This is a genomic window from Seonamhaeicola marinus, from assembly GCF_008085455.1.
Window position 1 is genome coordinate 460,435 of sequence record NZ_VSDQ01000729.1, and the last position, 24,661, is coordinate 485,095.

Sequence of the window (24,661 nt, forward strand, 5' to 3'; positions counted from 1 at the left end):
ATGTTTTTGTTTTTCGTTGGTTTGTTTAACCCTTTCTAATAGATTTGCTTAACAATTTTGAAAAGCAAAGGGATGTGCTGAAACCGAAGAATGGTTTTTGAATTATCCTACTCTAACCAGGATTTATGATAGTCTTCATCGGCTATTTTCATAGCTTCCTCAGTTACCATAAGTGGTTTAAAAGTGTCTACCATTACTGCTAATTCCTTTGTATCAACTTTACCAATGCTTCTTTCTGTAGCACCTGGGTGTGGTCCATGAGGAATCCCTGCTGGGTGAAGTGAAATATGTCCAGCTTCAACATCATTTCTACTCATAAAATCACCATCCACGTAATAAAGCACTTCATCACTATCAATATTACTATGATTATATGGTGCTGGTATTGATTGGGGATGATAATCATACAACCTTGGCACAAAACTACATACCACAAAGGCATCGGTTTCAAACGTTTGGTGTACTGGTGGTGGTTGATGGATGCGCCCTGTTATAGGCTCAAAATCGTGAATTGAAAAAGCATACGGGTAATTATAACCGTCATAGCCAATTACATCAAATGGGTGCGATGCGTAGACCATTTCGATTATATCGCCTAGTTTTTTAACCTTAATAAGAAAATCACCATTTTCGTTATACGTTTCTAGCGCTTCTGGCCTTCTAATATCACGTTCACAAAATGGAGAATGCTCTAGGAGTTGACCAAACCAATTACGATATCTTTTTGGTGTATATATAGGTCTATGAGACTCTACAATAAAAAGTCTATTATCCTCTGTCTCAAAATCAATTTTATAGATTATTCCACGAGGTACTAATAAATAGTCGCCGTATTTAAAATCTAAATTACCTAACATGGTACGCAATTTACCTTTACCTCTATGAACAAAAATTAACTCATCGGCATCAGTATTTTTATAAAAATAATCTTGGGTAGATTGCTTAGGTGCAGAGAGTACTATGCTGCAATCTGAATTTGTTAAAACGGTCTTTCTACTTTCTAAAAAGTCGTCTTCGGGTTTTACTTGAAATCCTTTAAACCTATAAGACTTTATGTTATTTTTTAAAGCAATTTTTGGTTTAACGCTATATTGGTTTCTTATTTCTTTAACCTGTGTAGGTCGTTGTTCGTGATAACTATTGGTGGACATCCCATCAAAACCAATTGTTCCAAATAATTGTTCATAATACAAACTACCATCTGGCTTTCTAAATTGGGTGTGTCTCTTAGGCGGAATACTTCCTAATTTATGATAAAAAGGCATTTTTTCTAATTTTTAAGGTTGAAAAAAAAGTAAAAAATAACAGCTGTATAACTTTAATTATCAGCCATATATAAATATACAAAAATGCCGCTTATTCAGGATTTCTCTTGATAAGATAGTGTAAGTGAATTAAAAGATTTTGCCAGAATAATTTCATCTGGGATAAAGATACAATAAATTGAAAAAATGCTATTAAAAGTATTTTTGTTATATTTAGCAGCAGTCTCTCTAACAACCATCCTCATATGAATTGCAAAATAGCATTGTGTATTCTGCTATTAGCCAGCAGTATACCAGCTTTCTCTCAAAACAATAAGGCTAACTCCTTCGAATATTTTGGACCATACAAAGTGTTTGTAAATGGCAATACATTCCTAAAACCAAGAAAACAAAAGAATTACCTAAATCCACGTTTGAAAAATGAAGACGCGGTTTTGTACAATATTGACGAAGATCGGGAAAAAAAGACCTATTCTTCTACTAGTGTTTCTGTGAACATCCCTAAAAATGCTACTATTGAAAAGGCTCTAGTAATTTGGGCATGTAACTATAACATTTGTTTTATAGATGAAGCGAAAGACAAACGTTTAGATAAGATCCCTTCTACCGATATGGATGATGGCACTATTAAATTTAAAGGGCCATTTCACCAAGATTATCTTACGTTAAGGCCTAATGTAATACTAGATAATTCTAAATACGACACTAAAACGGAGTCGGACATTTTTGACCCAAGTATTTTCAGCATTGATATCACCGAAATGTTACAAAAACAAAATAAGGTTAATGGCACTTATTGGCTTGCAAATTTTAATACTATTCAAGGACAAAACAAAGATGGACTAAGTGCTGGTTGGAGTATTTTAATTATCTACAAACAACCAAATATAGAAGACAATTTTATTAGCGGGTCTATTGGTTTAACCGAAATCAATCAGGAAACTGAAACTGCTATTGTTTTCCCTAACGCCAAAAGCTCAATGGACATAGAATACAAATCTGATATACCGTTTTCTTTATCTATGTTCACTTTAGGAGGAGACCCAAATGAAAATGAAGAGAACATATTTTGGGCTAAAAGCACTTATAAAAATACACCAATTAATTTTGAAAACAGGGATAATACCGATTTACTGAGTAGCTCAATTGATAATTTTGGAGGAAGACAACCTAGACTTAAGAATAACTTTGGAGTTGATTTGTTTACGGTTAAAAGTTCAATTCCCACACTCATGTTAAAAAAGGATAATGATACTGACATGACCTTGGGCATTGAATCTTTAAATAACACAGAAAAAATGCAAATCATTTATTCTGTTCTTGAAATTCCATCGGCTAAAAAACTTGATCCGGAACAAGATTACAACATGGATTTTGCCGGTAATACTCAATTACCTTTAGCTCAAGAAACAGCAAAGAAAGAGGAAAAGAAAATTGAGGACGAAATTGATATTAGAACCTATAATATACCTAATCTAGAAAGTGGATATTATATTGTTAATGGTGTGTTTGGAGTTAAATCTAATAGAATAAATTGGATTAAACATTTAAATACGATCTCAGACTATACTCTAAATTACTTTAATAATCCTGAAAACAAATTTGATTATATCTTCTTAAAGTACACAAAAGACTTAGAAGTTGCCAAAAGCCTTTATTATGAAGCTAGGAAACTAAAAGATTTTGAAGATACTTGGATATTGGAAGTCTCTGCTGCAACCAAGCAAGTTAGTGCTCAAAACAACTATAATAGTAGTATAGCTAGTAAACCTTCATTACCTTTAAATCAAAGCGTAACTAAAAAAAAAAGGACTGAAAACAACATCACTATAAGGTCTAGTAGTAGTTCGGACATTGACATTAGATCTTACTCTATTCCATCTATAGTTGAGGGTTATTATGTTGTAAATGGTGTATTTGCTTATAAAAGTAACAGAATAAACTGGATCATTCACTTAAATAACAACTCTTCCTATTCAGTGAGTTACTTTAACAATCCTGCCAATAACTACGATTACATTTATTTGTATCATACTAAAGACTTGTCTTTTGCAAAAAAGAAGTATTTCGAAGCAAGACAGAAAAAAGATTTTGAAGACACCTGGATTTTAGAGGTGGTAAACTAAAACCAAAAGCCTAAGGTAAAAAACCATATACTTTTTTTCCTTTCTGGAGAATAACTATATTTTGCTTGTATAGGGCCAATAAAAGTATCTACAGCATACCCCAAAGCGTAACCTCTATAATCGGGTAATGTAAACCATTCTCCAGTTTCAAAAATATTATCAGCTACATTAGCCCAATTAGCTTCGGCAGTAATATGTTGTTTTTTAAACACTTCATAATCTAAAATGGCATGTGCTTTTACATAACTATTTCCTGTTAATGAAATAAAATCATACCCAAGAAATGGTGTAAAGTTGTTTATTAAATCGTTACCATATCCACCCAATGCAAAATCTAAAGTCTGTGTAGATTTATCGCCTAGTTTAAAACCACCACTTGTTCTTATGTTTATTGCAAAATTATGAGATAAGCTTAATGCATATCCTAAATCGGCCTTAGCTATAGAAAAGGGTTCAAAAGTTGTATTAAAACGAGAGGCGTATAGATACCAATGTAAATCTCCGTTAAAATAAAAGCCCTTTTTAGGGAAGTACTTATCATCATAGGTATCTAACTTTAAATTTCCAAAAACACTTAAATAGTCTGTATTTTCAAAAATAAAATCCTCATCTTCTTCATCCGTCGCCAAGGTTTCGGAACTAATCTCTAATCGTTTATGTTCTGCACCTAAACTCAACGCAAAATCATTTCTAAATTGTGTTTGCAAGTAAAACTGATTGGTTTGGTCTTGTAACTCTACATCGATTTTGTTCAACCCAAAAGCATCTACTTCAGTATCATTTAGTAATAATTGCGCACTTATACTTTTGTGAAAATCTATATATCTAGAACGTAAACCTATACTCCAATAGAATCCTTTATCAATTAAGTAGTTAAAGTTATACCTAACATTATCGCCCAAAACAATATCTAACGAAGCAACATCATTATCAAATAACAGTGTATTCTTTGTAACATTTACCAAAGCACCGCTTTTGTACAAACCATCATAATGCACTCCAAATTTTAAAAAGGTATTTGTTTCGGTTTCTTTTAAGTTAGCATGAAAATCATATCCCTTTCTAGTTTTCGAAGATTTCAAGCGGTATTCAAATACATCAAAATTGTTTGTAGCCACTAAATTATTTATGCCTTCTGTCAACGCTTCATAATCCGTTTTTTCGAAACTTTTTATTTTCATTTTCCCCAACACATAGGATCTTCTATAACGATCTAGACCATTTAATTCAACCTTATTAATTTGAATAGTATCTTGCTTAAAAGGATGAATTTCTTTGCGTTTTTTTCTAGGCAGTTGATTTAATTCTTGAGCCTTGTTTTTACCGGCAACAACACCTATATCTATTAACTCCTTAACCGCATCAAAAGACACCACATTATAATTAGTAATGTCTGGTTTAATATATACATCGGTTTTTTTAGATTTCATCTCCATATCTTTTATGGTTCTGAAGTTGTTTACTTGCAACAACACATCTGTAGCCGATTTAATTTCGGTTCTATCCATTAATCCGTCTTGTACATCTACACCAATGATAACATCCATTCCCTTGGCTCGTAATTCATCTATTGGATAGTTATTAACCACGCCTCCATCTATTAATAATTTATCCCCTAAGGAAACGGGCTGAAACAGGGATGGCAAGGCTCCACTAGCCATTATACTCTGGGTTAAATTACCTTCTTCTAAAACAATTTGCTTACCTGTTTCAACATTAGTTGCAATACAAAAAAACGGAATTGGAAGTTTACTAAAATCCTCTATTTCGTTAACATGAAGTTGCAGCTTAAGCAACATGTTATAGGCATTTTGTCCTCTAGAAAGTGCCGAAGGCAGTTTTACTTTAAACTTGTTAAAAGGCAATTTTACCGCATACTTTTCGTCGTTACTACGCTCAAAGAACCCTTTAGACGCACGTGGTAAATCATCTGTAATAATAGTTTCAAAATCTGCTTCTCTAAAAATAGAATCCAGTTCTTTACCTGTGTAACCAGATGCATAAAGCGACCCTACTATTGCTCCCATGCTTGTACCAGCTACATAATCTATTTTTATCCCCAAACTATCAATAACCTTAAGAACACCAATATGCGCCAGTCCTTTTGCTCCACCACCACTTAATACTAAACCTACTTTTTGTTCTTTAGTTTCAAGCAAGTTGTTTTGTGCTTTCGCGGAGATGAAAGCTAATAGAAATATGAGTGATATGATTATCTTTTGTTTCAAAATATAAAATAAGTGCTTTTGTCATGTCGAAATGAGGTACGATTGAGACATCTCATAAAACCACCTATCAAATAAATAATTATGAGATTTCTCCTGACGTCGAAATGACAAATATTTACCATTACTTTTCTATATGATAATAATTATACACCTTTTCAGCTCTAGAATTACCAACCACAACTTCTAACTCGTCTAATTTAGCATTAGCTACACGCTTAGCGGATTTAAAATGCCTTAACAACTCCACAACCGTTTTTTCTCCAATCCCAGGTATGGTTTCCAACTCTGTATTCAACGCATTTTTACTGCGTTTATTTCTATGATGCTCTATACCAAAACGGTGTGCTTCATTCCGTAACTGCTGAATTATCTTTAGTGTTTCACTTTTTTTATCTAAATACAAAGGAATTGGATCATCAGGATAAAACAGCTCCTCTAAACGCTTTGCAATACCAATAATGGCTATTTTTCCTCTTAACCCTAAAAGATCTAAACTTTTAAGTGCTGACGATAACTGTCCCTTCCCCCCATCTATGATGATTAATTGCGGTAAAGGTTGCGCTTCTTCCAACAATCTTTTATACCTACGATGTACCACCTCTTCCATAGAAGCAAAATCGTCTGGTCCTTCAACCGTTTTTATATTAAAATGGCGGTAATCTTTTTTACTTGGCTTCCCATTTTTAAAGACAACACAAGCGGCTACCGGATTTGTTCCTTGAATATTAGAATTATCAAAACATTCAATATGCCTTGGCTCTTCAGATAAACGCAAATCTCCTTTCATCTGTGCCATAATTCTATTTGCATGCCTATCGGGATCTACAATTTTATCTTGCTTAAAACGCTCCATTCTATAATACTTAGCATTACGAAGCGATAAATCCAAAATGTGTTTTTTATCTCCTAATTTAGGTATGGTTACTTTTACGGTCTCCCCCAAATCCACTTCAAAAGGCACGTAAATTTCTTTAGAGTTAGAATGAAAACGCTGTCTTATTTCTGTAATTGCCAACTCTAGCAGCTCCTTATCTGTTTCTTCTAATTTCTTTTTTATTTCTAAGGTGTGGGATCTTATTATGGAACCATAAGATAATTGAAGAAAATTGACATAACCATAGGTTTCATCACTCATTATAGAAAACACATCTACATTACTAATCTTGGGGTTAACTATTGTAGAACGCGCTTGGTAATTCTCTAAAACTTCAATCTTTTCTTTTATTTTTTGAGCTTCCTCGAACAACATATCTTCAGCAAATTGCTTCATTTGCTTTTTAAACTGCTGTAATGAATCCTTAAAATTACCCTTAAGAATTTGTCTAATAGCTTTTATGTTCTCGTTGTATTCTTCTTCAGACTCATTTCCTTCGCAGGCACCTTTACAATTTCCTAAATGGTATTCTAAACATACTTTGTATTTACCTGCATCAATTTTTGATTGAGCTAAATCATAATTGCAAGTTCGCAACGGATATAATCCCTTTATTAAATCCAATAACGTATGCACGGTCTTTCCACTGGTATAAGGACCAAAATATTCGCCACCACCTTTAAAAACACGCCTTGTAGAAAACACTCTAGGAAACCGTTCTTTTTTTATACAAATCCATGGGTAAGACTTATCGTCTTTCAACATTACGTTGTAACGTGGCTGATGTTTTTTAATAAGATTATTTTCAAGCAGTAAAGCATCGGTCTCTGTTTCAACAACAATGTGCTTTATATCCGCTATTTTTTTTACTAAAACTCTAGTTTTTCCGTAGTCGTGGTTTTTCGTAAAATACGAACTTACACGCTTCTTTAAATTTTTGGCCTTTCCTACATAAATTATGGTACCATTGGCATCAAAATACTGATACACTCCAGGAGAGTTAGGCAAGGTTTTAAGTTGAATATCTAAAGGCGTATCGCTCATTACACCAAAGGTATATTAAAGTTTCAAGTATTTAAAGTTATAAGTTCCTAAAGTTTCTTAAAAGCTCATACTATTGTGTTAAAATCACAATGCTTTTTTAGTATATTGCACTAAGCTATAAGTCCTAAAGTAAAATAGAAACTAACTTTAAATACTATTAACTTAAGACACTTTAAGTACTTTTATGAACATAGTTATCCTTTCTAGAAACGCCAACTTATACTCTACACAAAGACTCATAGAGGAAGGTGAAAATAGAGGTCATGAGATGGAAGTTATTGACCCTCTTAAATGCGACCTTATTATTGAGAAAGAGAAACCAACTATTTATTATAAAGATCGCTATTTAGATTATGTAGATGCAATTATACCAAGAATTGGAGCTTCTGTTACGTTTTTTGGTTGTGCTGTGGTTAGACAGTTTGAGATGATGAATGTGTTTACCTCTGTAACATCCGATGCCATTATTCGCTCCAGAGATAAACTTAGAAGTTTCCAAAGGTTATCTAAAGCTGGTATTGGCATGCCTAAAACGGTATTTACGAACTATTCTAGAGATATAGAAAAAGTATTGTCTCATGTTAGAGGTGCTCCAGTAATTATTAAACTTTTAGAGGGTACCCAAGGTTTAGGTGTTGTTTTAGCCGAAACAAAAAGTGCTGCTGAGTCGGTTTTAGAAGCTTTTAATGGTTTACAAGCTCGTGCTCTGGTTCAGGAATTTATAGAAGAGGCAAAAGGTGCTGACATTAGAGTTCTTGTTGTAGATGGACATGTAGTAGGTGCAATGAAACGACAAGGAAAAGAAGGTGAATTCCGTTCTAATTTACACCGAGGTGGTACTGCCGAAATTATTAAGCTAAACGAGACAGAAATAAAGGTAGCTATGAAAGCAGCAAGAGCATTAAAACTTCCCGTTTGTGGTGTCGATATGCTTCAATCTAGCCGAGGTCCTTTATTACTTGAAGTTAACTCAACTCCAGGTTTAGAAGGTATAGAAACAGCCACTGGAAAAAATATTGCTAAAAGTATTATTACTTATATAGAAAGAAACAGACGTTAGGTCTAAAATTTGATTGAATTGATTTATGAGTACAGAAAAAAAGACTTTAACTATACTTAATGAGGCTATTGCTCCTGGCGAAAGCAAAGAAGTAAACTTTGATGTTGCCAATCTTCATACAACTACACCAGTAAACATTCCTGTAATTATTGAGCGTTCTAAAAAAATTGGGCCCACGGTATTGTTTACGGCTGGTATTCATGGAGATGAAGTTAATGGTGTTGAAATTGTACGTCAATTAATAGCTAAAGGAATTAATAAACCCAAAAGAGGCACAATAATTTGTATGCCCGTTATTAATGTTTTTGGTTTTATAAATTTGAAAAGAGAGTTTCCCGATGGTAGAGATTTAAATCGCGTATTTCCTGGTAGCCCAAAAGGCTCACTAGCAAGTAGAGTTGCTTACAAATTAATAACCGAAGTAATTCCGCATGTAGATTATATTATAGATTTTCATACTGGTGGATCGGGCAGATTTAATGCACCTCAGATTAGAGTTGCCGAAGGCGAATTAGAATTAAAACAGCTGGCTAAAATATTTGGAGCGCCTTTTGTTTTATACTCTAAAAATTTAAACAAGTCCTTTAGAAATACATGCCATAAATTAAATAAACCCTTATTACTTTTTGAAGGCGGAAAATCCCTTAACATTGATGACACGGTAACCAATTCTGGGGTAAACGGTGCTAAACGCCTATTAAAACATTTTGGAATGCTGAATTCTAGTTTTAAGTCTTCATCTCCAAAAAAAGAATGTGTCTTTATTAAAGAAAGTAGATGGGTTAGAGCGAAATATTCGGGCATGTTTAAACCTGTAGTTAGTCTTAATTCTCAGGTTCAGAAAGGCGATTTATTAGGAAATATAACAGATCCGTATGGTAAACTTAATTATTTTGTAAAATCACCTAACTCTGGATATGTAATTAATGTTAATGAAGCTCCCATTGTTTACCAAGGCGACGCGTTGTTTCATATAAGTACGGTTTTAAATGACAAAAGCTGAATTAAGAAAAAAATATAAAACATTAAGACGAAATCTGTCTTTAGATGATGTTGAAGATTTTAGTATTGCTATAGCAAATCAACTTATTGCTTTACCCATATGGGAACATTCTTTCTACCATATATTTCTTCCTATTGAAGAACAAAAAGAAGTAAATACAGAATACATATTGAGTATCCTTTCTGGAAAGGACAAAAATATTCTTGTGTCCAGAAGTGATTTTGAGACGTATGAAATGCACCATTTTCTGTTAACCGACAACACGATTTTAAAAAAGAATCAATATAATATTCCTGAACCCGTAGACGGAATTGAAATTGACGACAGTAAAATTGACGTAGTATTTATTCCACTTTTAGCTTTTGATAAAAAAGGAAATCGTGTAGGGTATGGGAAAGGGTTTTACGATAGGTTTTTATCTAAATGCAAACCCGAAACTTTAAAAATAGGATTGTCCTTTTTTGAAGCTGAAGAGGAAATTAGTAACGTTTTTGCAAATGATATTAAACTTGATCACTGTATTACAAAAACCACATTTCACTCGTTTAAGTGATTGTTTTTAACGATTAAATGTAAAAATATTTGTAAGATATATTAATTTTTTGTTAAGTTTACCACAAGTTACTCTCAAATCTCTCAAATAACTTAACCTAAAATGCTATTATCTGAAGTACTCAACAAAACAGTAGATGACATAGATATTGCCTACTGGGAACTTAAAGACAATGATGAAATTTTATGGTCAAAAGCCTTTTTATCTAGTCTGGGTTATTCCGAAAAAAAAGTTGACATCACCCTCAATTTCTTTCTTGAAAACCTCATTCATCGTGAAGATTCCAAACAATTTAAAAACAACTTTTTTGGTTTATTAAAAAACGGAACTGATTTTCGGCAAAGTATGCTCATAAAGTCAGAAAAGGGTAAATACAAAGAATTCGTTTGTACCACTAACCACAACTTTTCTTTTAAAGAAAATAAAACTTCCAAATTTATTTTCTTTAACAAAAGAAAGTTTAAGACCAACAAAAAGGTAAAAAACGCCAAATTCTATTATAAAGAAACCGCAGAAATGACCAAAACTGGTAGTTGGTATATAGACTTTTTAAAGCAAAAAAGTTATTGGGACCAACAAACTAGGCGAATTCTTGGCTACGAGGAAGATTACATACCTTCTTTAAAGCACTCGGCGAAATATTATCCAGAAGAGCACCAAGAGCTAGCACGCCAAACCTTTATGGAATGTGCTTTACACGGTAAATCTTTTAATATAGAAATTAAAATGCTCACCAGAGACGAAAAAAAACTCTGGGTTAGAGCCATGGGAAAACCGGTATACAACAACGATAAAGAAATTATTGGCGTTAGAGGTGTTTTTCAAGATATAGATAAATCTAAGGCTAGAGAATTAAGTTTACTTAGAACCTCAAACATTATAGCCTCGCAGAATAAAAGGTTATTTAATTTTGCTCATATTGTATCACATAATTTGAGATCTCATTCCAGCAATTTAAGTTTAATTGCAGAGCTTATTGAGTCTTATTCGGATCCAAACGAGAAAATGGAATTAATGAGCAATTTTGGAGACGTTGCCAAGAGTTTAAATGATACCATAGAACACTTAAATGAGGTATTAACTATTCAAACAAGTACTAACAAGAGTAAATCTAGTGTTAATTTTAATAATACACTCTGCCAAGTTTTAATTTCTATTAGTCAGATTATAATTAATCAAAAAGCAAAGGTTAATTCTGACTTTTCTAAAATAGAATCTATTGACTATATCCCTGCTTATTTAGAAAGTATTTTATTGAATCTAATAACAAATGCTATAAAATATAAACATCCAGACAGAGATCCAATCATTGATATTTCAACATATTTTGATGAAAACGACAATGCCATTTTAAAAGTTTCAGATAACGGCATTGGAATTGATTTAGACAAATATGGCAAAAAGCTTTTTGGTATGTATAATACATTTCATAATAATCAAGATGCCAAAGGCATTGGGCTTTTTATTACCAAAAACCAAGTTGAAGCTCTTAAAGGACAAATTTCCGTTGAAAGTATAGTTAATCAAGGTACCACTTTTAAAATCAAATTCTAAACCATGCAAGCAAACCCAACTAGACAACTGGCGTGCATTATTGATGATGACTTAATTTATACCAACCTCATTAAAAAAATAATTGAAAAGAATAATTTATGTAACGAGTTTCTCATTTTTAACAATGGAAAGCAGAGTATAGATTATTTGGAATCTTCCTTGGTAAACTCCGAAGAACATATTCCCGAAATCATTTTTCTAGATTTAAACATGCCCATTATGGACGGATGGGAGTTCCTAGAACGGTTCAATAAAATTAAATCTAAGATAAAGAAGAAAATATGCTTGTATGTTGTAAGCTCTTCCATTAACCCTGTTGATATAAAAAGAGCAAAATCATCACCAACAGTTCAAGATTACATATCTAAACCTTTAAATCTAAATAAACTGGAAAACATATTGAAAAAATGCGGCTAAAGCCTATTTTCATTTACAAAACATAGTGAAAAACTTCGCTGAAAAGATGCATTTCACCGATTAAGTGTTAATTTTTTACAAATTACCGCTTTTTTTCACTAAGTTTACACCAAGTTACTCTCAATTCTCTCAATAACTTAACTTGAAGTAAAATGCTATTATCTCAATTAGTTGACAATACCGTCGATGATATTGTCTATTTAGAAACGAAAAATATAGATAAGCACAAGTCATCTATAAGTTTCAACAAATCCTTATCTGAAGTATTAATTTCGATTAGTGCTATTCTAGTTGACGAAAACATCAAAATTAATTCAGATTTTTCAAAGTTAAATTCTATTTATTACAGACCCGCTTTATTAGAGCGTATTTTGTTAAGTCTAATTGCAGGAGCAATTAAACGTAAACAACCTAATTCAGCTTCTGTGATTAACATTTCCACGTATTTAGAAAACTCTAAACCAACTTTAGAAGTTTCTGATAATGGTGCAAGAATTGACATGAACAATTTTGATAAGGAACAAGATGTAGGCTTTCAAGGTAACATTTACCTTGAATCTGTTTCAGACAAGGGAACAGTCATTAAAATATATCTATAAAAAAATTGAGGCGATTACATAAAATAGCCCAACTCTAAGAGTTGGGCTATTTTTATAGTTTTATATTATTTTCTTTTAGCAGGTTTATTAGCTTTGAAGAAAGCTCAATAATATAAGCTCCCTTTTTATTTTTTTGTCGTAACTCTGTTCGAATTCTTTTAACTTCTTGAATACAATAAATATAGTCCTCATAGTAAATACCTTCAGCAAATTTTAAAAATATAATTTGGTTCTGAGTTACTAAGTTTTCCAATTTGCCAGCATTAATTATAGCTCCTTTATAGTTTATTGATTTGTTTTTACCTACTTCAATAACTTCAGTTTTCACCTCTTGTAACGTCTTTTCAACTCCTTTCTTTTTCCCCTCGTACAAATTCTTTTCAAAATCAAATTCCCATGGATTAACTATGTCAACAAAAAACTCTTCACCGTTTTCAGCGTTAAAAATATCCTCTTCAAGAGTCGTTATTTTTTCGATTGCAATTTCCTGATTATAATAACTCGTAAACCTATAATACATGCCTGTAAAACCGTAAAAATCATTGGTCATAAAGTATACTCTACGAGGATCTATAGCGAGTTGATATTTTATCTTTTCAATAAAACTGTAGTATACCTTGCTATCTGCATATATTAATGTTTTAAAAGACACCCCAGGCGCAATACTGTTTTTTTGATGTTGCAAAGTATACCCCACATCTTGGAAATACTGAAGCTTCTTGCCATCATTATACACTTCCTGGTTTTTAGTAATATATAAACTATATAAGTTTGTTAAATGCTTAAACTCTATCTCCTTACCACCCTTAGGAAGCTCTATTTCTTCTTTTGGTTGAGTATGACCATAAAAGGAAAATACTAAAATTAATAACCCTAAAATTAGTTTTCCTGGATTTTCAAAACGCCTACCAATCATATTAGTCATTACAATTCTCGCAATAGGTATCTTTGAGATACTCATTTTCTAACAATTGAAATGTAACCCCTCCATTTTCAACAGCATTAAACAGTTTGCAAAAGCGCTCCTTGTTAATATTAATAGCATTTAACATCATTGTTCTGTAATCTGTTTGATGCGTTAGCTCATTATTTATTAGTGTTAAGTTCAGGTAGTAAAACAATAGATTTTCATCTATATCAATGGTTCTTACTTTTTTATCTAATAGCTCTACTGCCATATCTGTATTGGCGTAATAACTAAAAAATTGTGCTAAGCTTAAATAGTCATAGTCAGATAACACGAACTTATTGTAGTTTTTATGTATATAAGAAACGGAAGCATCCTTTCCTTTAAAGTCTCTTTTTCGCATTAGGTTCTCTGCTTTAATGATATGAAAGTTTACCATCATTCTGGAAACAAGCGATGCATCAATTCCATAATTCTTAAGTGCATTAATTTGATTTTTCAATTTGGTTTCATCTATTTCTATGGCTCTAAAACGCCATAATTTAATTTTTATAGCTGCAATATTATATTTTACTTCACCATTTTTTGGAACAATTTCTTCGAGAACAGATAACTCATTATATACAATTAGGGCTTGCCTAACGTCTAACATATATCTGTAAGCTGAATTCTTATTAAAGATTTTAGCAAATTTGGCCTGTTTAGGAATGTTCATCTTTCTTAAAAAATCTGGAGAGATTTCTTTATTCTTAAGTTTTTCAAAAATTGAATTTTGAATTTCATTGGCCACATCTAAATCTTCTTTGCTTATGGCTTCATTGAACTTAGAAAGTAATTCAGATTCCGACAAGTTTTTATACCTATCCTTCTTCTCTAAGCCTAGCTCTAAAAGTGCCTTTCTATGATGCTTTAATATGGGTTCCATTTCTTTAGAAAACGCTCCTACCAACTTACTTTTAATCCTAGTTTTACTTAATGCACTTAGGTTACTATACTTAGTGTTTTTAATATCGTTTAGAAACTCCACCCAATTTTCTGATGACGAAATTTGTGTTTTTATTGTTGGCTTCTGAAAACTCTGTAAAGCGTTTGCAATACTACTGGCGCGCTGCTCTTGTAATTCTACATTACGCTCTAAACTGCCTTCAACTGAAGAATAGGCCTTTATTTTTATGGTTTTTATATTAAAGTCTGTTAACCTTAAGGAATCATAGATAGGTTTTATGTCTTCTTGTGAATACTCCGATTTATTCTTTTTAAAAGGAATGGTAAACTTTAATGTCTTATTCTTTAAAACATATCCTTCATTTGAACTTGGCTTAATTTGTTTTGTATTATAGGTAAGTGAATCTAAATACATTCCCATATCAAGTAATTCCCAAGGATAAGCCTCTAAGTTATATATAGTTTGATACCTACACATGTTCTTATTACTTAAAAACAATATGTTGTATTCTAACTCTTCATCTAAGAAATTACTGGGAATTCTTCCAACATGAACTCGGTACATATCATCTTTTGCAGGTTTTAACATGCCTCTGAGTTTAGCACCATAAACAGGTTTAAGAAGCAATCCCTTTATTTGAGATGCCACAACGGTTTCATTACAATCGTATCTTCTTTTTCTAACGACATCTACAGCTATACCATCTCCAGCATTTTTAAAAAGCATATTGAACCACTTTTTATCGTTTATCCTAAAGTATAGATTAGCTCCCTCTCGTTCTACAGTAAACCTAATTTCTTTAGGTTTTTGCCTAAATATATTCGTGCAAGACTGACACACTTGATCTCTATTACTCTGGGGGAATAGAATATCAAAAGTGTTTTGTGCATTTAAATTAGTAAAACAGGTTAAAAGACAGAGAACCGAGAGTAGCTTTAAGAATTTCATTAATGGATTATGTTTAATTGGTCATCTAAATATAACCATTAGTATTTAAGTAGAAAAATACTTACCGCTAGAAATTAACTCTAAGCTTCCTTTTTTGGGAATGCCTTTTTATTAAAAACAATAAGCATTATAAAACCAGTACTTATTGCCACATCGGCTATATTAAAAACGGGTTCAAAAAAAGTGAAGTATTTACCGCCTTTAAAAGGTATCCATTCTGGTAAGCGTCCGCTCCAAAGTGGAAAATAGAGCATATCGACAACTTTTCCATGAAGAAATCCATCATAACCACCTTCTTGCGGCAAAAATGAAGCTACTTCCATGGTACTATCATTAAACAAGACACCATAAAAAACAGAGTCTATTATATTGCCTAAAGCGCCAGCAAAGATTAAGGCAATTGCAATTATTAGAACTCGCGGTTTGTCTTTTTTAACTACATCATTTAACCAATATCCTATGCCACAAATAGCAACAATTCTAAAAAGAGTTAAAGCTACTTTAGCTGTTCTATCATTAACAAAGGGAAGAAAATCGCTAATTTTTGTTCCCCAAGCCATACCATCATTTTCTATAAAATAGATTTGAAACCATGTAAAAATCTTGACACTTTCTTGCAATTGAAAATGCGTTTTAACATACACTTTACTTATTTGATCTATAAGCAAAATAAGAACGATAAGAATAACTGATTTTTTTAATGACATACGCCTAGTAAACAAAAACGTCTCGATAAAATAACGAGACGCTTTTAAAATTTTATAAAAAGGTAAATTACTTCTGCATGTTTTTTGCTTCTATACTCAGCGTAGCATGAGGTACTAACTCTAAACGTTTTTTATTAATTAACTTACCTGTTACTCTACAAATACCGTAGGTTTTATTTTCAATTCTAATAAGTGCATTTTTTAAATCTCTAATAAACTTTTCTTGACGAATAGCTAATTGAGAATTAGATTCTTTACTCATGACTTCGCTACCTTCATCAAATGCTTTAAAAGTTGGAGATGTATCATCTGTACCATTATTATGATCATTCATATAGGCACTTTTAATTAGCTCTAAATCATGTTGTGCTTTATCTATTTTTTCTTGTATTAAAGCTCTAAACTCTTCTAATTCCGCATCTGAGTATCTTGCACTTGTAGCTGCCATAATATTAATGTTTTTGTATAAACAATTTGGTATTTACATCATCAAAAGTGATATCTATACCACTATCTAATTCATCTATAATTTCTAGCTCATTTGCCAACGTTTCCGTTTTAATATAAGCCATATTTGAGTCTATAGCATTCACTATTTGCTCATCTTTTTGAAGTTTTACATCTATTCTATCTGTAACTTCAAACCCTGAATCTTTACGTAAATTTTGAATTCGGTTAATAAGTTCCCTTGCAATTCCTTCACTTCGTAAATCATCTGTAATGGTAACATCTAGGGCGACAGTTAAAGCACCTTCGTTAGCAACTAACCAGCCTTCAATGTCTTGAGATGTAATTTCTACATCTTCAAGCCCTAAAGTAACATTTTTTCCATTAATGTCAAGTGATAATTCACCAGATTGTTCAATTTTTTTGATATCCTCAGCATTGAAGGCTCTAATAGCGTTTGCAATTAACTTCATGTCTTTACCAAAACGTGGTCCTAAAGCTTTAAAATTAGGCTTTATTTGTTTTACCAAAATATCAGAAGCATCTTCTAAAAGCTCAATTTCTTTTACATTTACTTCGTGCATAATTAAATCTGAAACGGCTAAGATTTCTTCCTTTTGCTGTTCACTATCAATAGGAATCATTATTTTTTGAAGTGGCTGACGTACTTTAATCTTTTCTTTAGCTCTTAACGATAATACTAAAGATGATATGGTCTGCGCATTTTCCATTTTACGCTCCAAACTCTTATCTACGAAGCTTTCATCAAATACTGGAAAATCTGCTAAATGTACACTTTCAAATGCTTCCTTCTTGGTAATTCCATTTAAATCTTGGTATAACTTATCCATATAGAAAGGTGCAACAGGAGCTCCTAACTTTGCAATAGTAACCATACAGGTGTAAAGCGTTTGATATGCCGATATTTTATCAGTTTCATAATCACCTTTCCAGAAACGTCTTCTACTTAATCGTACAAACCAGTTACTTAAGAAATCTTGCGTAAAATCTGAAATTGCTCTAGTGGCTTTTGTAGGTTCGTAATCTGCATAATATGCATCAACTTTCTGAATAAGTGTGTGTAACTCAGATAAAATCCACCTATCTAATTCTGGTCTTTCTGCTAAAGGAATATCAGCTTCAGAATAATTAAAATTATCAAGATTCGTATATAAACTGAAGAAAGAATACGTATTGTAAAGTGTTCCGAAGAATTTACGTTTAACTTCTTCTATACCTTCTAGATCAAATTTTAGGTTATCCCATGGGTTGGCATTACTAATCATGTACCAACGTGTAGCATCTGCACCGTATTTAGCCAATGTTTCAAACGGATCCGCTGCATTACCTAAACGTTTAGACATTTTTTGTCCGTTTTTATCTAACACCAATCCATTCGAAACTACATTCTTATAAGCCACAGAATCGAATACCATAGTACCAATAGCATGTAATGTATAGAACCAACCACGTGTTTGGTCTACTCCTTCTGCAATAAAGTTTGCCGGATATGTTGTTCCTTTATCAATTAAATCTGCATTTTCAAAAGGATAATGCCATTGTGCATATGGCATAGAACCAGAATCAAACCACACATCTATTAAGTCGCTTTCGCGTTTCATAGGTTTTCCAGATGGTGATACCAAAGTAATTTGATCTACAATATTCTTATGTAGATCTAACTTTGCATAGTTTTCATCACTCATATTTCCAACTTCAAAATCGGCAAAAATATCTTCAGCTAACACTCCAGCATCAATAGCTTTTTGCATTTCAGCTTTTAGCTCTTCCACAGAACCAATACAAAGTGCCTCTTTTCCATCTTCTGATCTCCAAATTGGTAAAGGAATACCCCAATATCGAGAACGCGATAAATTCCAGTCATTAGCATTTGCTAACCAATTACCAAATCTACCTTCTCCAGTACTTTTTGGCTTCCAATTTATTGTTTGATTTAACTCAAACATTCTATCCTTAACATCGGTTACTTTGATAAACCAAGAATCTAATGGATAGTATAAAATTGGTTTGTCTGTACGCCAACAATTTGGGTAACTGTGCTTATATTTTTCAACCTTAAAGGCTTTATTTTCTTCTTTTAACTTAATGGCAATTTCAACATCAACAGAACGTTCAGGAGCATCACCATCTGTATAATACTCATTCTTTACGTACTTTCCAGCCAGCTCTTTTAATTCTGGACGGAACTTACCTTGCAAATCTACAAGGGGCACCAAATTATCATTCTCATCTTTAACTAACATTGGCGGCACCTCTGGTGTAGCTTGTTTTGCTACCAAGGCATCATCTGCACCAAAAGTAGGTGCGGTATGAACAATACCTGTACCATCTTCGGTAGTTACAAAATCACCCGAAATAACTCTAAATGCATTTTCAGGATTATCATTAGGCAACACATATGGCAATAATTGTTCATAGGTGATTCCGACTAAATCTGCTCCTTTAAATTCTTTTACAACGAAATAAGGAATCTTTTTATCTCCAGAATTATAACTATCTAATTCCGAAATGTCTTCAACCTGATTGAACTTACCAGCAAATTGCTTTCCAACTAAAGGTTTACCTAACACAACGTTTATTGGCTCAAATGTGTATTGATTAAACGTTTTTACCAAAACATAATCTATTTTTGGACCAACGGTTAGCGCAGTATTACTTGGTAATGTCCAAGGTGTGGTTGTCCAAGCTAAAAAATGAACATCTCCTTGATTTTGCAAAAACTCTGGTAAAGATTCTGCATTTGCTTTAAACTGTGCAACAACTGTAGTATCGGTTACATCTTGATAGGTTCCTGGTTGATTTAACTCATGCGAACTTAAACCAGTTCCCGCCTTTGGGGAATATGGTTGAATGGTATAACCTTTATAAAGTAAATCTTTGTTGTAAATCTGTTTAAGTAGCCACCAAACAGATTCCATATATTTAGGTTCATAGGTAATATATGGGTCTTCCATATCTACCCAATATCCCATTTTTTCAGTTAGGTCATTCCAAACATCTGTATAACGCATTACAGCTTTTCTACAGGCCTTGTTATAATCTTCTACAGAAATTGTTTTACCAATATCTTCTTTAGTAATTCCTAATTCTTTCTCAACACCTAATTCTATAGGTAATCCATGAGTATCCCAACCTGCTTTACGCTTAACTTGATATCCTTTTTGAGTCTTGTATCTACAAAAAATATCCTTAATAGCACGTGCCATTACATGGTGAATACCAGGTAATCCGTTTGCAGATGGTGGTCCTTCAAAAAAAACGAAAGTTTCTTTACCTTCTTTTGAAGTTATACTTTTATCAAAAATGTTATTTTCTTGCCAATATTGTAGTATCTCATTTGCTACATTTGGCAAGTCAAGTCCTTTATATTCAGGAAATTTAGCGCTCATTTAATCATTAATCTTGTAAGGATGCGAATTTAATGATTTATCCTGAAATGCTTAGTTTTTAAACACAAAAAAAGCCAAAACAAATGTTTTGACTCCTTTCAGGTTTTTGGTTGGTTATTAATGTATCATGATTTTCTTAGAAATCACTTGGTTATCTTCTGTTCTTAGATAAGCAACATAAGCTCCTGATGCTACTTTAGGTAAATCTACACCTCCTTCTAAAACTGCATTAGGTATGCCGTAAACTTCAAATATTATTTGACCTGTAACACTTACTACAGCCATTTTAACAACTTGAGATTTTAGCTTTTTTACATAGAGTTTTCCATCGCTTTTAAGATAGTACATGTGGTTTTCTTCCGTTAAAGCATCTTCAACGCTTAGAGATTGTTGCTGCGACTGGAACACTATTTCAAAACGCTCGTTGAATTTTCCTTGTGTAGCACTAAACCCATAAGCTTCATTATTTCTTAAATCGAAATACTCGCCGGTTAAATTATCTTTGATATAGATTTCTTGAGATTCATCCACATTTTCTATTTGTGTTAACCTAATTTCAAACGTGTTATCTCCAGAGGATTTAAAGTTTAAAGGCACTACTTTATCATCGGTGATATCTCCAAAAGCTTGGATATTCATATTCTTATCTTCAAAACTTAGGTTTAAATCGTTGTTATTTAATTCATGACATTCGGCATCGTAACCATAGTCAAAGGCATCAGATGTTTCAGTACTGAATCCTAATAATAATTCTCTTCTTGTAGCTGGACCAGATACTGTGTTAAATTCTAAACGAAGTCTCTTAAAAGGGTTTAGCTCTTCCTCTGTAGTCTTTGCTACAGCCTGACCTTTTGAATTTGATTTTGTGTTTTTAAAGAATACTGAGCCATTTTCATAATCTCCATCTGCATCATCTTCTAAGGCAAATACACGTTGTGAATTATTAAATTCAACTGTGCCATCAGCAATTATCTCTGTTGAAAATCCTTGACCAATAGGCAAATATCTTGTTGGTATCAAGGTACCATTTTGTTTAGTTTCATCATGACCCCCACCACTTAAAGGCACGAATTGATAAGCTCTAACTGCTCCAGATTTATTAACCTGAGCATAACCTCCTTCGTATTCTCTTAAGTTATGAGAACTACCACTCCATTGCTGCCATAAATACAAATCACCTCCAATTACCCCAGCATTATCATCTATAAACTGATGAACATCTAAAGCCGATGGATACGGATTTCCTAATAAATACGAAGTTCTTGATACGTTACCTTCAGACCCTGGTCCTCCAACGTCTAAGACGTCAATTAAAATAGTACCATTATTAGGTTTTCCTTCAAAAATATATTGTTGCTCACTGGAAGCCACTCCTGTCCCTTTTTGTGTATATCCAACGCCTGGTTCTATGGCACTAGAAGTAGTTAAGCGTACCCAATCCCAATAGGTTCTACCATTTTTATATGAATACAACCAATATGTACTTATACTCCCATTACCATCATAACCTGAGGTAAATAAACAATCTGCACCGGTACCATCTTTTATCATACTTATTGTAAATGGCGAATTATTGGCATTATTAGTTGAGGCATTATTATCTATTAGTGTAGTTGCACCAGTTGCACCTACAGGTGAAGACCAGTAATTATACCAGTAAATATTTGGAGTACCTTCTTGGCGCCTTAAAGCTTTACCATTCGCAGAAGTAACTAAATCACTTTTATTCGTTTGAATTAATTGGGAATCATTCATTAAATCTAAAGTGCCATTAAGTTCAAAATACCAAGAGTTTTGAACTAAATTATTTCCATTAATTGTTAACGTACCTCCATCATCAATAATTAGCCCCATTGTATTCAAAGATGAATTCAGTGAAACATCATGACTAACTTTTACTATTCCACAATTAGGAGCACTAAATAAGTTTAAATCCCAATGATCTCCGTGCACCCAAGAAGAACTACTTGAAAAATTACCATTCCCAGAAGTCTCATAAGGCATTGGTGCCGTTTGATCCATAACGGTAGTAATATTATAAAAATATGCCGTATTACTGTTGTTCGAATAATCTGTTGTATATCCGTTTTTTATATCAGTCATTGGATAATACGCCACTAAATTAGACCATGAAATAGACGAAGAAGTAACATCATCTACAACTGGTTTAGGAATAACAGAACCAGTAACAACATTTGACGCCTCTTGTATTTCTTGGTATATAATTTTTTGTAATTGATATTCGGTTAAGGCCACATCAAAAACACGAACCTCATCGATATCTCCATTAAAATAATCTGAATCTGATGCTGCATCTTTGCCAATTGTAAAGGCATCTGTAGATGCGGAAATACTAGAGTTCAAAGCGGAATCGTCACAAGTCGCAGCATAGTGACCATTTATATATATTTTTAACCTATTGGATGAAGCCGAAACATCAAACACTGTAGTTAAATGAGCCCATATGCCATTGGTTAGCGCTTGTGAGGAAGGTAAGGTAACGACTTCTCCATTTAAGCTTATAACTGGCACCCGGGAACTATTAATTTTAATTTTGAAATCACCTTGACTCAATACCGTTCCTGTTGAAGAAAAACCAGCATCTAATCTAACCCAGGCCATTGTTGTTAATTGACCATAGTTACTAAGATCTAAACCAGACTCTACATAATCGTCTACGCCATCAAAATCTAAAGTGGCACTTACAGGAGGGTTAGGAGAAAAAACATCTCTGTAATCCAAATCCCCACCTGAATTTAAGTCGGCATCTGCATCTGGCAAAATTGATAAATCAGTAGGATCTTCAATATCTTCATTTACATCCCAAGCAGTATCATTAACACCATTGGTTTCAAAAGCATCATTTAAACCATCGTCATCAACATCTGCTGCCGTATAGGTATCGGCCATTCCGTTTTCTTGAATGTCTGTATATTGATCATTATCTGAATTAGTATCAATAAAATCTGGAATTTTGTCTCTATCGGTATCTTCAGGATAAATTCCTGTTCCGTATGCCGTATCTATCCCTGTTACTCCAACATTACCTGTTGGTAAAATGTAACTAAGCGTAGGCTGAGCTTCAACATTATCTGGTATTCCATCGCTATCACTATCTATATCCAAATGGTTAAATCGTCCATCACCATCAAAATCCTCACCTTGTACGATATTTAAAGAGTTTGCGTTAAAATCTAGAAACTCACATTGGGTGAATGACATTCCAAATTGTCTATTTCCACCTCCAACGTAAGTTTTAATTCCTTGCATTCTCATTGTGAAAGAGTTTCCTATGAATTGATAGTACGCTCTTAAAACTTTTAATGTTGAAAAACCTGGACCTTCTTGTAAACCAGAGGCACTAATTTGAATATCACCACCTCCTAAATCTTGAATTTCTAATGAACTTGGGTTTTCAATTCCATAAGCAGCAACATCATGATACACTACAGATTCTTTTAGACCTCCACTTCCATCGCAATCCCATGTAATACCATTTATTCTAAAAATTGTTGTTGAAGGTGTTGTTGTTCCGGCATTTACAATAGTAAATTTAAATGTTGCTCCGGGTGTTCCGCTTCCCGTAAGTCCTAATTCTGTTTGCAAATATGTTGGATTATCAACAGTATCATTATCTATGTTATTAATTGTAGCATCTGTTAACTCAATAATTTCCATTAAAACATCATGTCCGTTAATTGAGTTACTAAATCTATAAACCGCACCCACTGTATCTACAGCTCCGCTACTAGCAGCGGCATCATAAGCTCCGTTCTCAAAAGCCAATTCTGGTAATGAACATTCAAATCTATTTTCACCTAAATTCTCTGTTCCATCGGTTAAACCATCTCCATCATCATCATAATCCAAATAATCCACAATACCATCTTCATCTGTATCTAATAACGCATTACAAGTTGCGTCTCCTCCTGAGACGTTAAAAAATATTGTTTGCCCAGAAGTATTTGCTCCACTTCCATCATTATTAATAACCTCAACACCTGCTACAACCACAGAAATATAACTTGTACCTTGCCAACCATCGTTAGCTATATCGTAAAGTTTTACATAGTAATTGTTACCATTAGTTACACAACCTAAATCAAACTTTGAACCGTATCTATCTGTAACCCCCTGTTGGGAAGAAACGTAACACTGGTTGTCATCACATATTGTTGCAATTAAATCGTTGGCTGTATTATAAATTTCAACTTTGTTCTCATAGGAGTTATCTAGCCACCTTACTGTTATTTGTACATCTGAATTCTGAGATACAACAAAGTTTACAACTAGAAAAGTTATTAAAAAACATACTTTGGTTTTCATAACTATAGATTTGCGTGCGTTATAATTATTAAATGGACTAATTTGAAAACTCAATAACGTTTTACCTTCCTGCAATGAGAAAATAGAGTCGTCAAAGCAATCATTATACAATAATACGTCAAAACATCGTTAAAAAACAAATATATTCGACAAAACGCATTATTCTTTAAGAAATTATCCTGATTTTAATAAAAAAAGAACAATCTTGAAGTTAAAAAGGTCAAAACGGAAAGTCTTGACCTTTGTT

Annotated in this window: 16 protein-coding genes; 7 read left to right on the plus strand and 9 right to left on the minus strand. The window is 32.9% G+C overall.

Features of this window, described 5'->3' with window-relative positions:
- Positions 1-107 precede the first annotated feature (107 nt).
- On the minus strand, positions 108-1,265 hold the full coding sequence (locus tag FUA24_RS23075) for a homogentisate 1,2-dioxygenase (RefSeq protein ID WP_148545623.1): 1,158 nt from the start codon (positions 1,263-1,265) through the stop codon (positions 108-110).
- 245 nt (positions 1,266-1,510) lie between these two features.
- On the opposite strand from FUA24_RS23075, the gene FUA24_RS23080 reads away from it, so the two are divergent.
- Positions 1,511-3,391: a hypothetical protein gene (locus FUA24_RS23080; RefSeq protein WP_148545625.1), complete on the plus strand. Its 1,881-nt coding sequence runs from the start codon at positions 1,511-1,513 to the stop codon at positions 3,389-3,391.
- On the opposite strand, the gene FUA24_RS23085 is transcribed toward FUA24_RS23080, so the two are convergent.
- Positions 3,388-5,550 carry a patatin-like phospholipase family protein gene (locus tag FUA24_RS23085; RefSeq protein ID WP_246147146.1) on the minus strand — a complete coding sequence of 721 codons (2,163 nt, stop codon included), beginning with the start codon at positions 5,548-5,550 and terminating at the stop codon, positions 3,388-3,390. The genes FUA24_RS23080 and FUA24_RS23085 overlap by 4 nt on opposite strands.
- Positions 5,551-5,740: 190 nt before the next feature.
- Positions 5,741-7,537 carry an excinuclease ABC subunit UvrC gene (gene uvrC / locus FUA24_RS23090; RefSeq protein ID WP_148545629.1) on the minus strand — a complete coding sequence of 599 codons (1,797 nt, stop codon included), beginning with the start codon at positions 7,535-7,537 and terminating at the stop codon, positions 5,741-5,743.
- Between the two features lie 184 nt (positions 7,538-7,721).
- On the opposite strand from uvrC, the gene rimK reads away from it, so the two are divergent.
- From rimK to FUA24_RS23120, 6 genes are all read left to right on the plus strand, one after another.
- Positions 7,722-8,597: a 30S ribosomal protein S6--L-glutamate ligase gene (gene rimK, locus FUA24_RS23095; RefSeq protein WP_148545631.1), complete on the plus strand. Its 876-nt coding sequence runs from the start codon at positions 7,722-7,724 to the stop codon at positions 8,595-8,597.
- A gap of 25 nt (positions 8,598-8,622) precedes the next feature.
- On the plus strand, positions 8,623-9,600 hold the full coding sequence (locus tag FUA24_RS23100; protein WP_148545633.1) for a succinylglutamate desuccinylase/aspartoacylase family protein: 978 nt from the start codon (positions 8,623-8,625) through the stop codon (positions 9,598-9,600).
- Positions 9,587-10,153 (plus strand): 5-formyltetrahydrofolate cyclo-ligase, encoded by a 567-nt coding sequence (locus tag FUA24_RS23105; protein WP_148545635.1) that lies wholly within the window; start codon positions 9,587-9,589, stop codon positions 10,151-10,153. The genes FUA24_RS23100 and FUA24_RS23105 overlap by 14 nt, the downstream gene beginning before the upstream one ends.
- A 102-nt stretch (positions 10,154-10,255) precedes the next feature.
- The gene (locus tag FUA24_RS23110) at positions 10,256-11,707 is read left to right on the plus strand and encodes a PAS domain-containing sensor histidine kinase (protein ID WP_148545638.1); all 1,452 of its coding nucleotides are present in this window, start codon (positions 10,256-10,258) and stop codon (positions 11,705-11,707) included.
- Positions 11,708-11,710: 3 nt separating this feature from the next.
- Positions 11,711-12,124 carry a response regulator gene (locus FUA24_RS23115; protein WP_148545640.1) on the plus strand — a complete coding sequence of 138 codons (414 nt, stop codon included), beginning with the start codon at positions 11,711-11,713 and terminating at the stop codon, positions 12,122-12,124.
- A gap of 152 nt (positions 12,125-12,276) precedes the next feature.
- The gene (locus FUA24_RS23120) at positions 12,277-12,723 is read left to right on the plus strand and encodes a phytochrome family protein (RefSeq protein ID WP_148545642.1); all 447 of its coding nucleotides are present in this window, start codon (positions 12,277-12,279) and stop codon (positions 12,721-12,723) included.
- A 52-nt stretch (positions 12,724-12,775) separates the two neighbouring features.
- Here FUA24_RS23120 and FUA24_RS23125 read toward each other — a convergent pair whose 3' ends face one another.
- The 6 genes from FUA24_RS23125 to FUA24_RS23150 all read right to left on the minus strand — a co-directional run bounded on the left by FUA24_RS23125 (position 12,776) and on the right by FUA24_RS23150 (position 24,414).
- Positions 12,776-13,684 carry a hypothetical protein gene (locus FUA24_RS23125; RefSeq protein WP_148545644.1) on the minus strand — a complete coding sequence of 303 codons (909 nt, stop codon included), beginning with the start codon at positions 13,682-13,684 and terminating at the stop codon, positions 12,776-12,778.
- Positions 13,641-15,524, minus strand: coding sequence for an OmpA family protein (locus tag FUA24_RS23130; RefSeq protein WP_148545646.1), 1,884 nt, complete (start codon positions 15,522-15,524; stop codon positions 13,641-13,643). Before FUA24_RS23130 ends, FUA24_RS23125 begins: the two co-directional genes overlap by 44 nt.
- 80 nt (positions 15,525-15,604) lie before the next feature.
- Positions 15,605-16,231 carry a lipoprotein signal peptidase gene (locus tag FUA24_RS23135; protein WP_148545648.1) on the minus strand — a complete coding sequence of 209 codons (627 nt, stop codon included), beginning with the start codon at positions 16,229-16,231 and terminating at the stop codon, positions 15,605-15,607.
- A 67-nt stretch (positions 16,232-16,298) separates the two neighbouring features.
- Positions 16,299-16,679 (minus strand): TraR/DksA family transcriptional regulator, encoded by a 381-nt coding sequence (locus FUA24_RS23140; RefSeq protein ID WP_148545650.1) that lies wholly within the window; start codon positions 16,677-16,679, stop codon positions 16,299-16,301.
- A gap of 4 nt (positions 16,680-16,683) precedes the next feature.
- A complete protein-coding gene (gene ileS, locus FUA24_RS23145) occupies positions 16,684-20,088 on the minus strand; it encodes an isoleucine--tRNA ligase (RefSeq protein ID WP_148545652.1) in 3,405 nt (1,134 codons plus the stop codon).
- Between the two features lie 117 nt (positions 20,089-20,205).
- Positions 20,206-24,414 carry a LamG domain-containing protein gene (locus FUA24_RS23150; protein WP_148545655.1) on the minus strand — a complete coding sequence of 1,403 codons (4,209 nt, stop codon included), beginning with the start codon at positions 24,412-24,414 and terminating at the stop codon, positions 20,206-20,208.
- Between the last annotated feature and the right edge of the window lie 247 nt (positions 24,415-24,661).

Excerpts from the sequence above, each read along its gene's own strand:
- FUA24_RS23075 (WP_148545623.1), bottom strand. The coding sequence starts at position 1,265 with ATGCCTTTTTATCATAAATTAGGAAGTATTCCGCCTAAGAGACACACC.
- FUA24_RS23080 (WP_148545625.1), top strand. The coding sequence starts at position 1,511 with ATGAATTGCAAAATAGCATTGTGTATTCTGCTATTAGCCAGCAGTATA.
- uvrC (WP_148545629.1), bottom strand. The coding sequence starts at position 7,537 with ATGAGCGATACGCCTTTAGATATTCAACTTAAAACCTTGCCTAACTCT.
- rimK (WP_148545631.1), top strand. The coding sequence starts at position 7,722 with ATGAACATAGTTATCCTTTCTAGAAACGCCAACTTATACTCTACACAA.
- FUA24_RS23100 (WP_148545633.1), top strand. The coding sequence starts at position 8,623 with ATGAGTACAGAAAAAAAGACTTTAACTATACTTAATGAGGCTATTGCT.
- FUA24_RS23105 (WP_148545635.1), top strand. The coding sequence starts at position 9,587 with ATGACAAAAGCTGAATTAAGAAAAAAATATAAAACATTAAGACGAAAT.
- FUA24_RS23110 (WP_148545638.1), top strand. The coding sequence starts at position 10,256 with ATGCTATTATCTGAAGTACTCAACAAAACAGTAGATGACATAGATATT.
- FUA24_RS23115 (WP_148545640.1), top strand. The coding sequence starts at position 11,711 with ATGCAAGCAAACCCAACTAGACAACTGGCGTGCATTATTGATGATGAC.
- FUA24_RS23120 (WP_148545642.1), top strand. The coding sequence starts at position 12,277 with ATGCTATTATCTCAATTAGTTGACAATACCGTCGATGATATTGTCTAT.
- FUA24_RS23125 (WP_148545644.1), bottom strand. The coding sequence starts at position 13,684 with ATGAGTATCTCAAAGATACCTATTGCGAGAATTGTAATGACTAATATG.
- FUA24_RS23130 (WP_148545646.1), bottom strand. The coding sequence starts at position 15,524 with ATGAAATTCTTAAAGCTACTCTCGGTTCTCTGTCTTTTAACCTGTTTT.
- FUA24_RS23135 (WP_148545648.1), bottom strand. The coding sequence starts at position 16,231 with ATGTCATTAAAAAAATCAGTTATTCTTATCGTTCTTATTTTGCTTATA.
- FUA24_RS23140 (WP_148545650.1), bottom strand. The coding sequence starts at position 16,679 with ATGGCAGCTACAAGTGCAAGATACTCAGATGCGGAATTAGAAGAGTTT.
- ileS (WP_148545652.1), bottom strand. The coding sequence starts at position 20,088 with ATGAGCGCTAAATTTCCTGAATATAAAGGACTTGACTTGCCAAATGTA.
- FUA24_RS23150 (WP_148545655.1), bottom strand. The coding sequence starts at position 24,414 with ATGAAAACCAAAGTATGTTTTTTAATAACTTTTCTAGTTGTAAACTTT.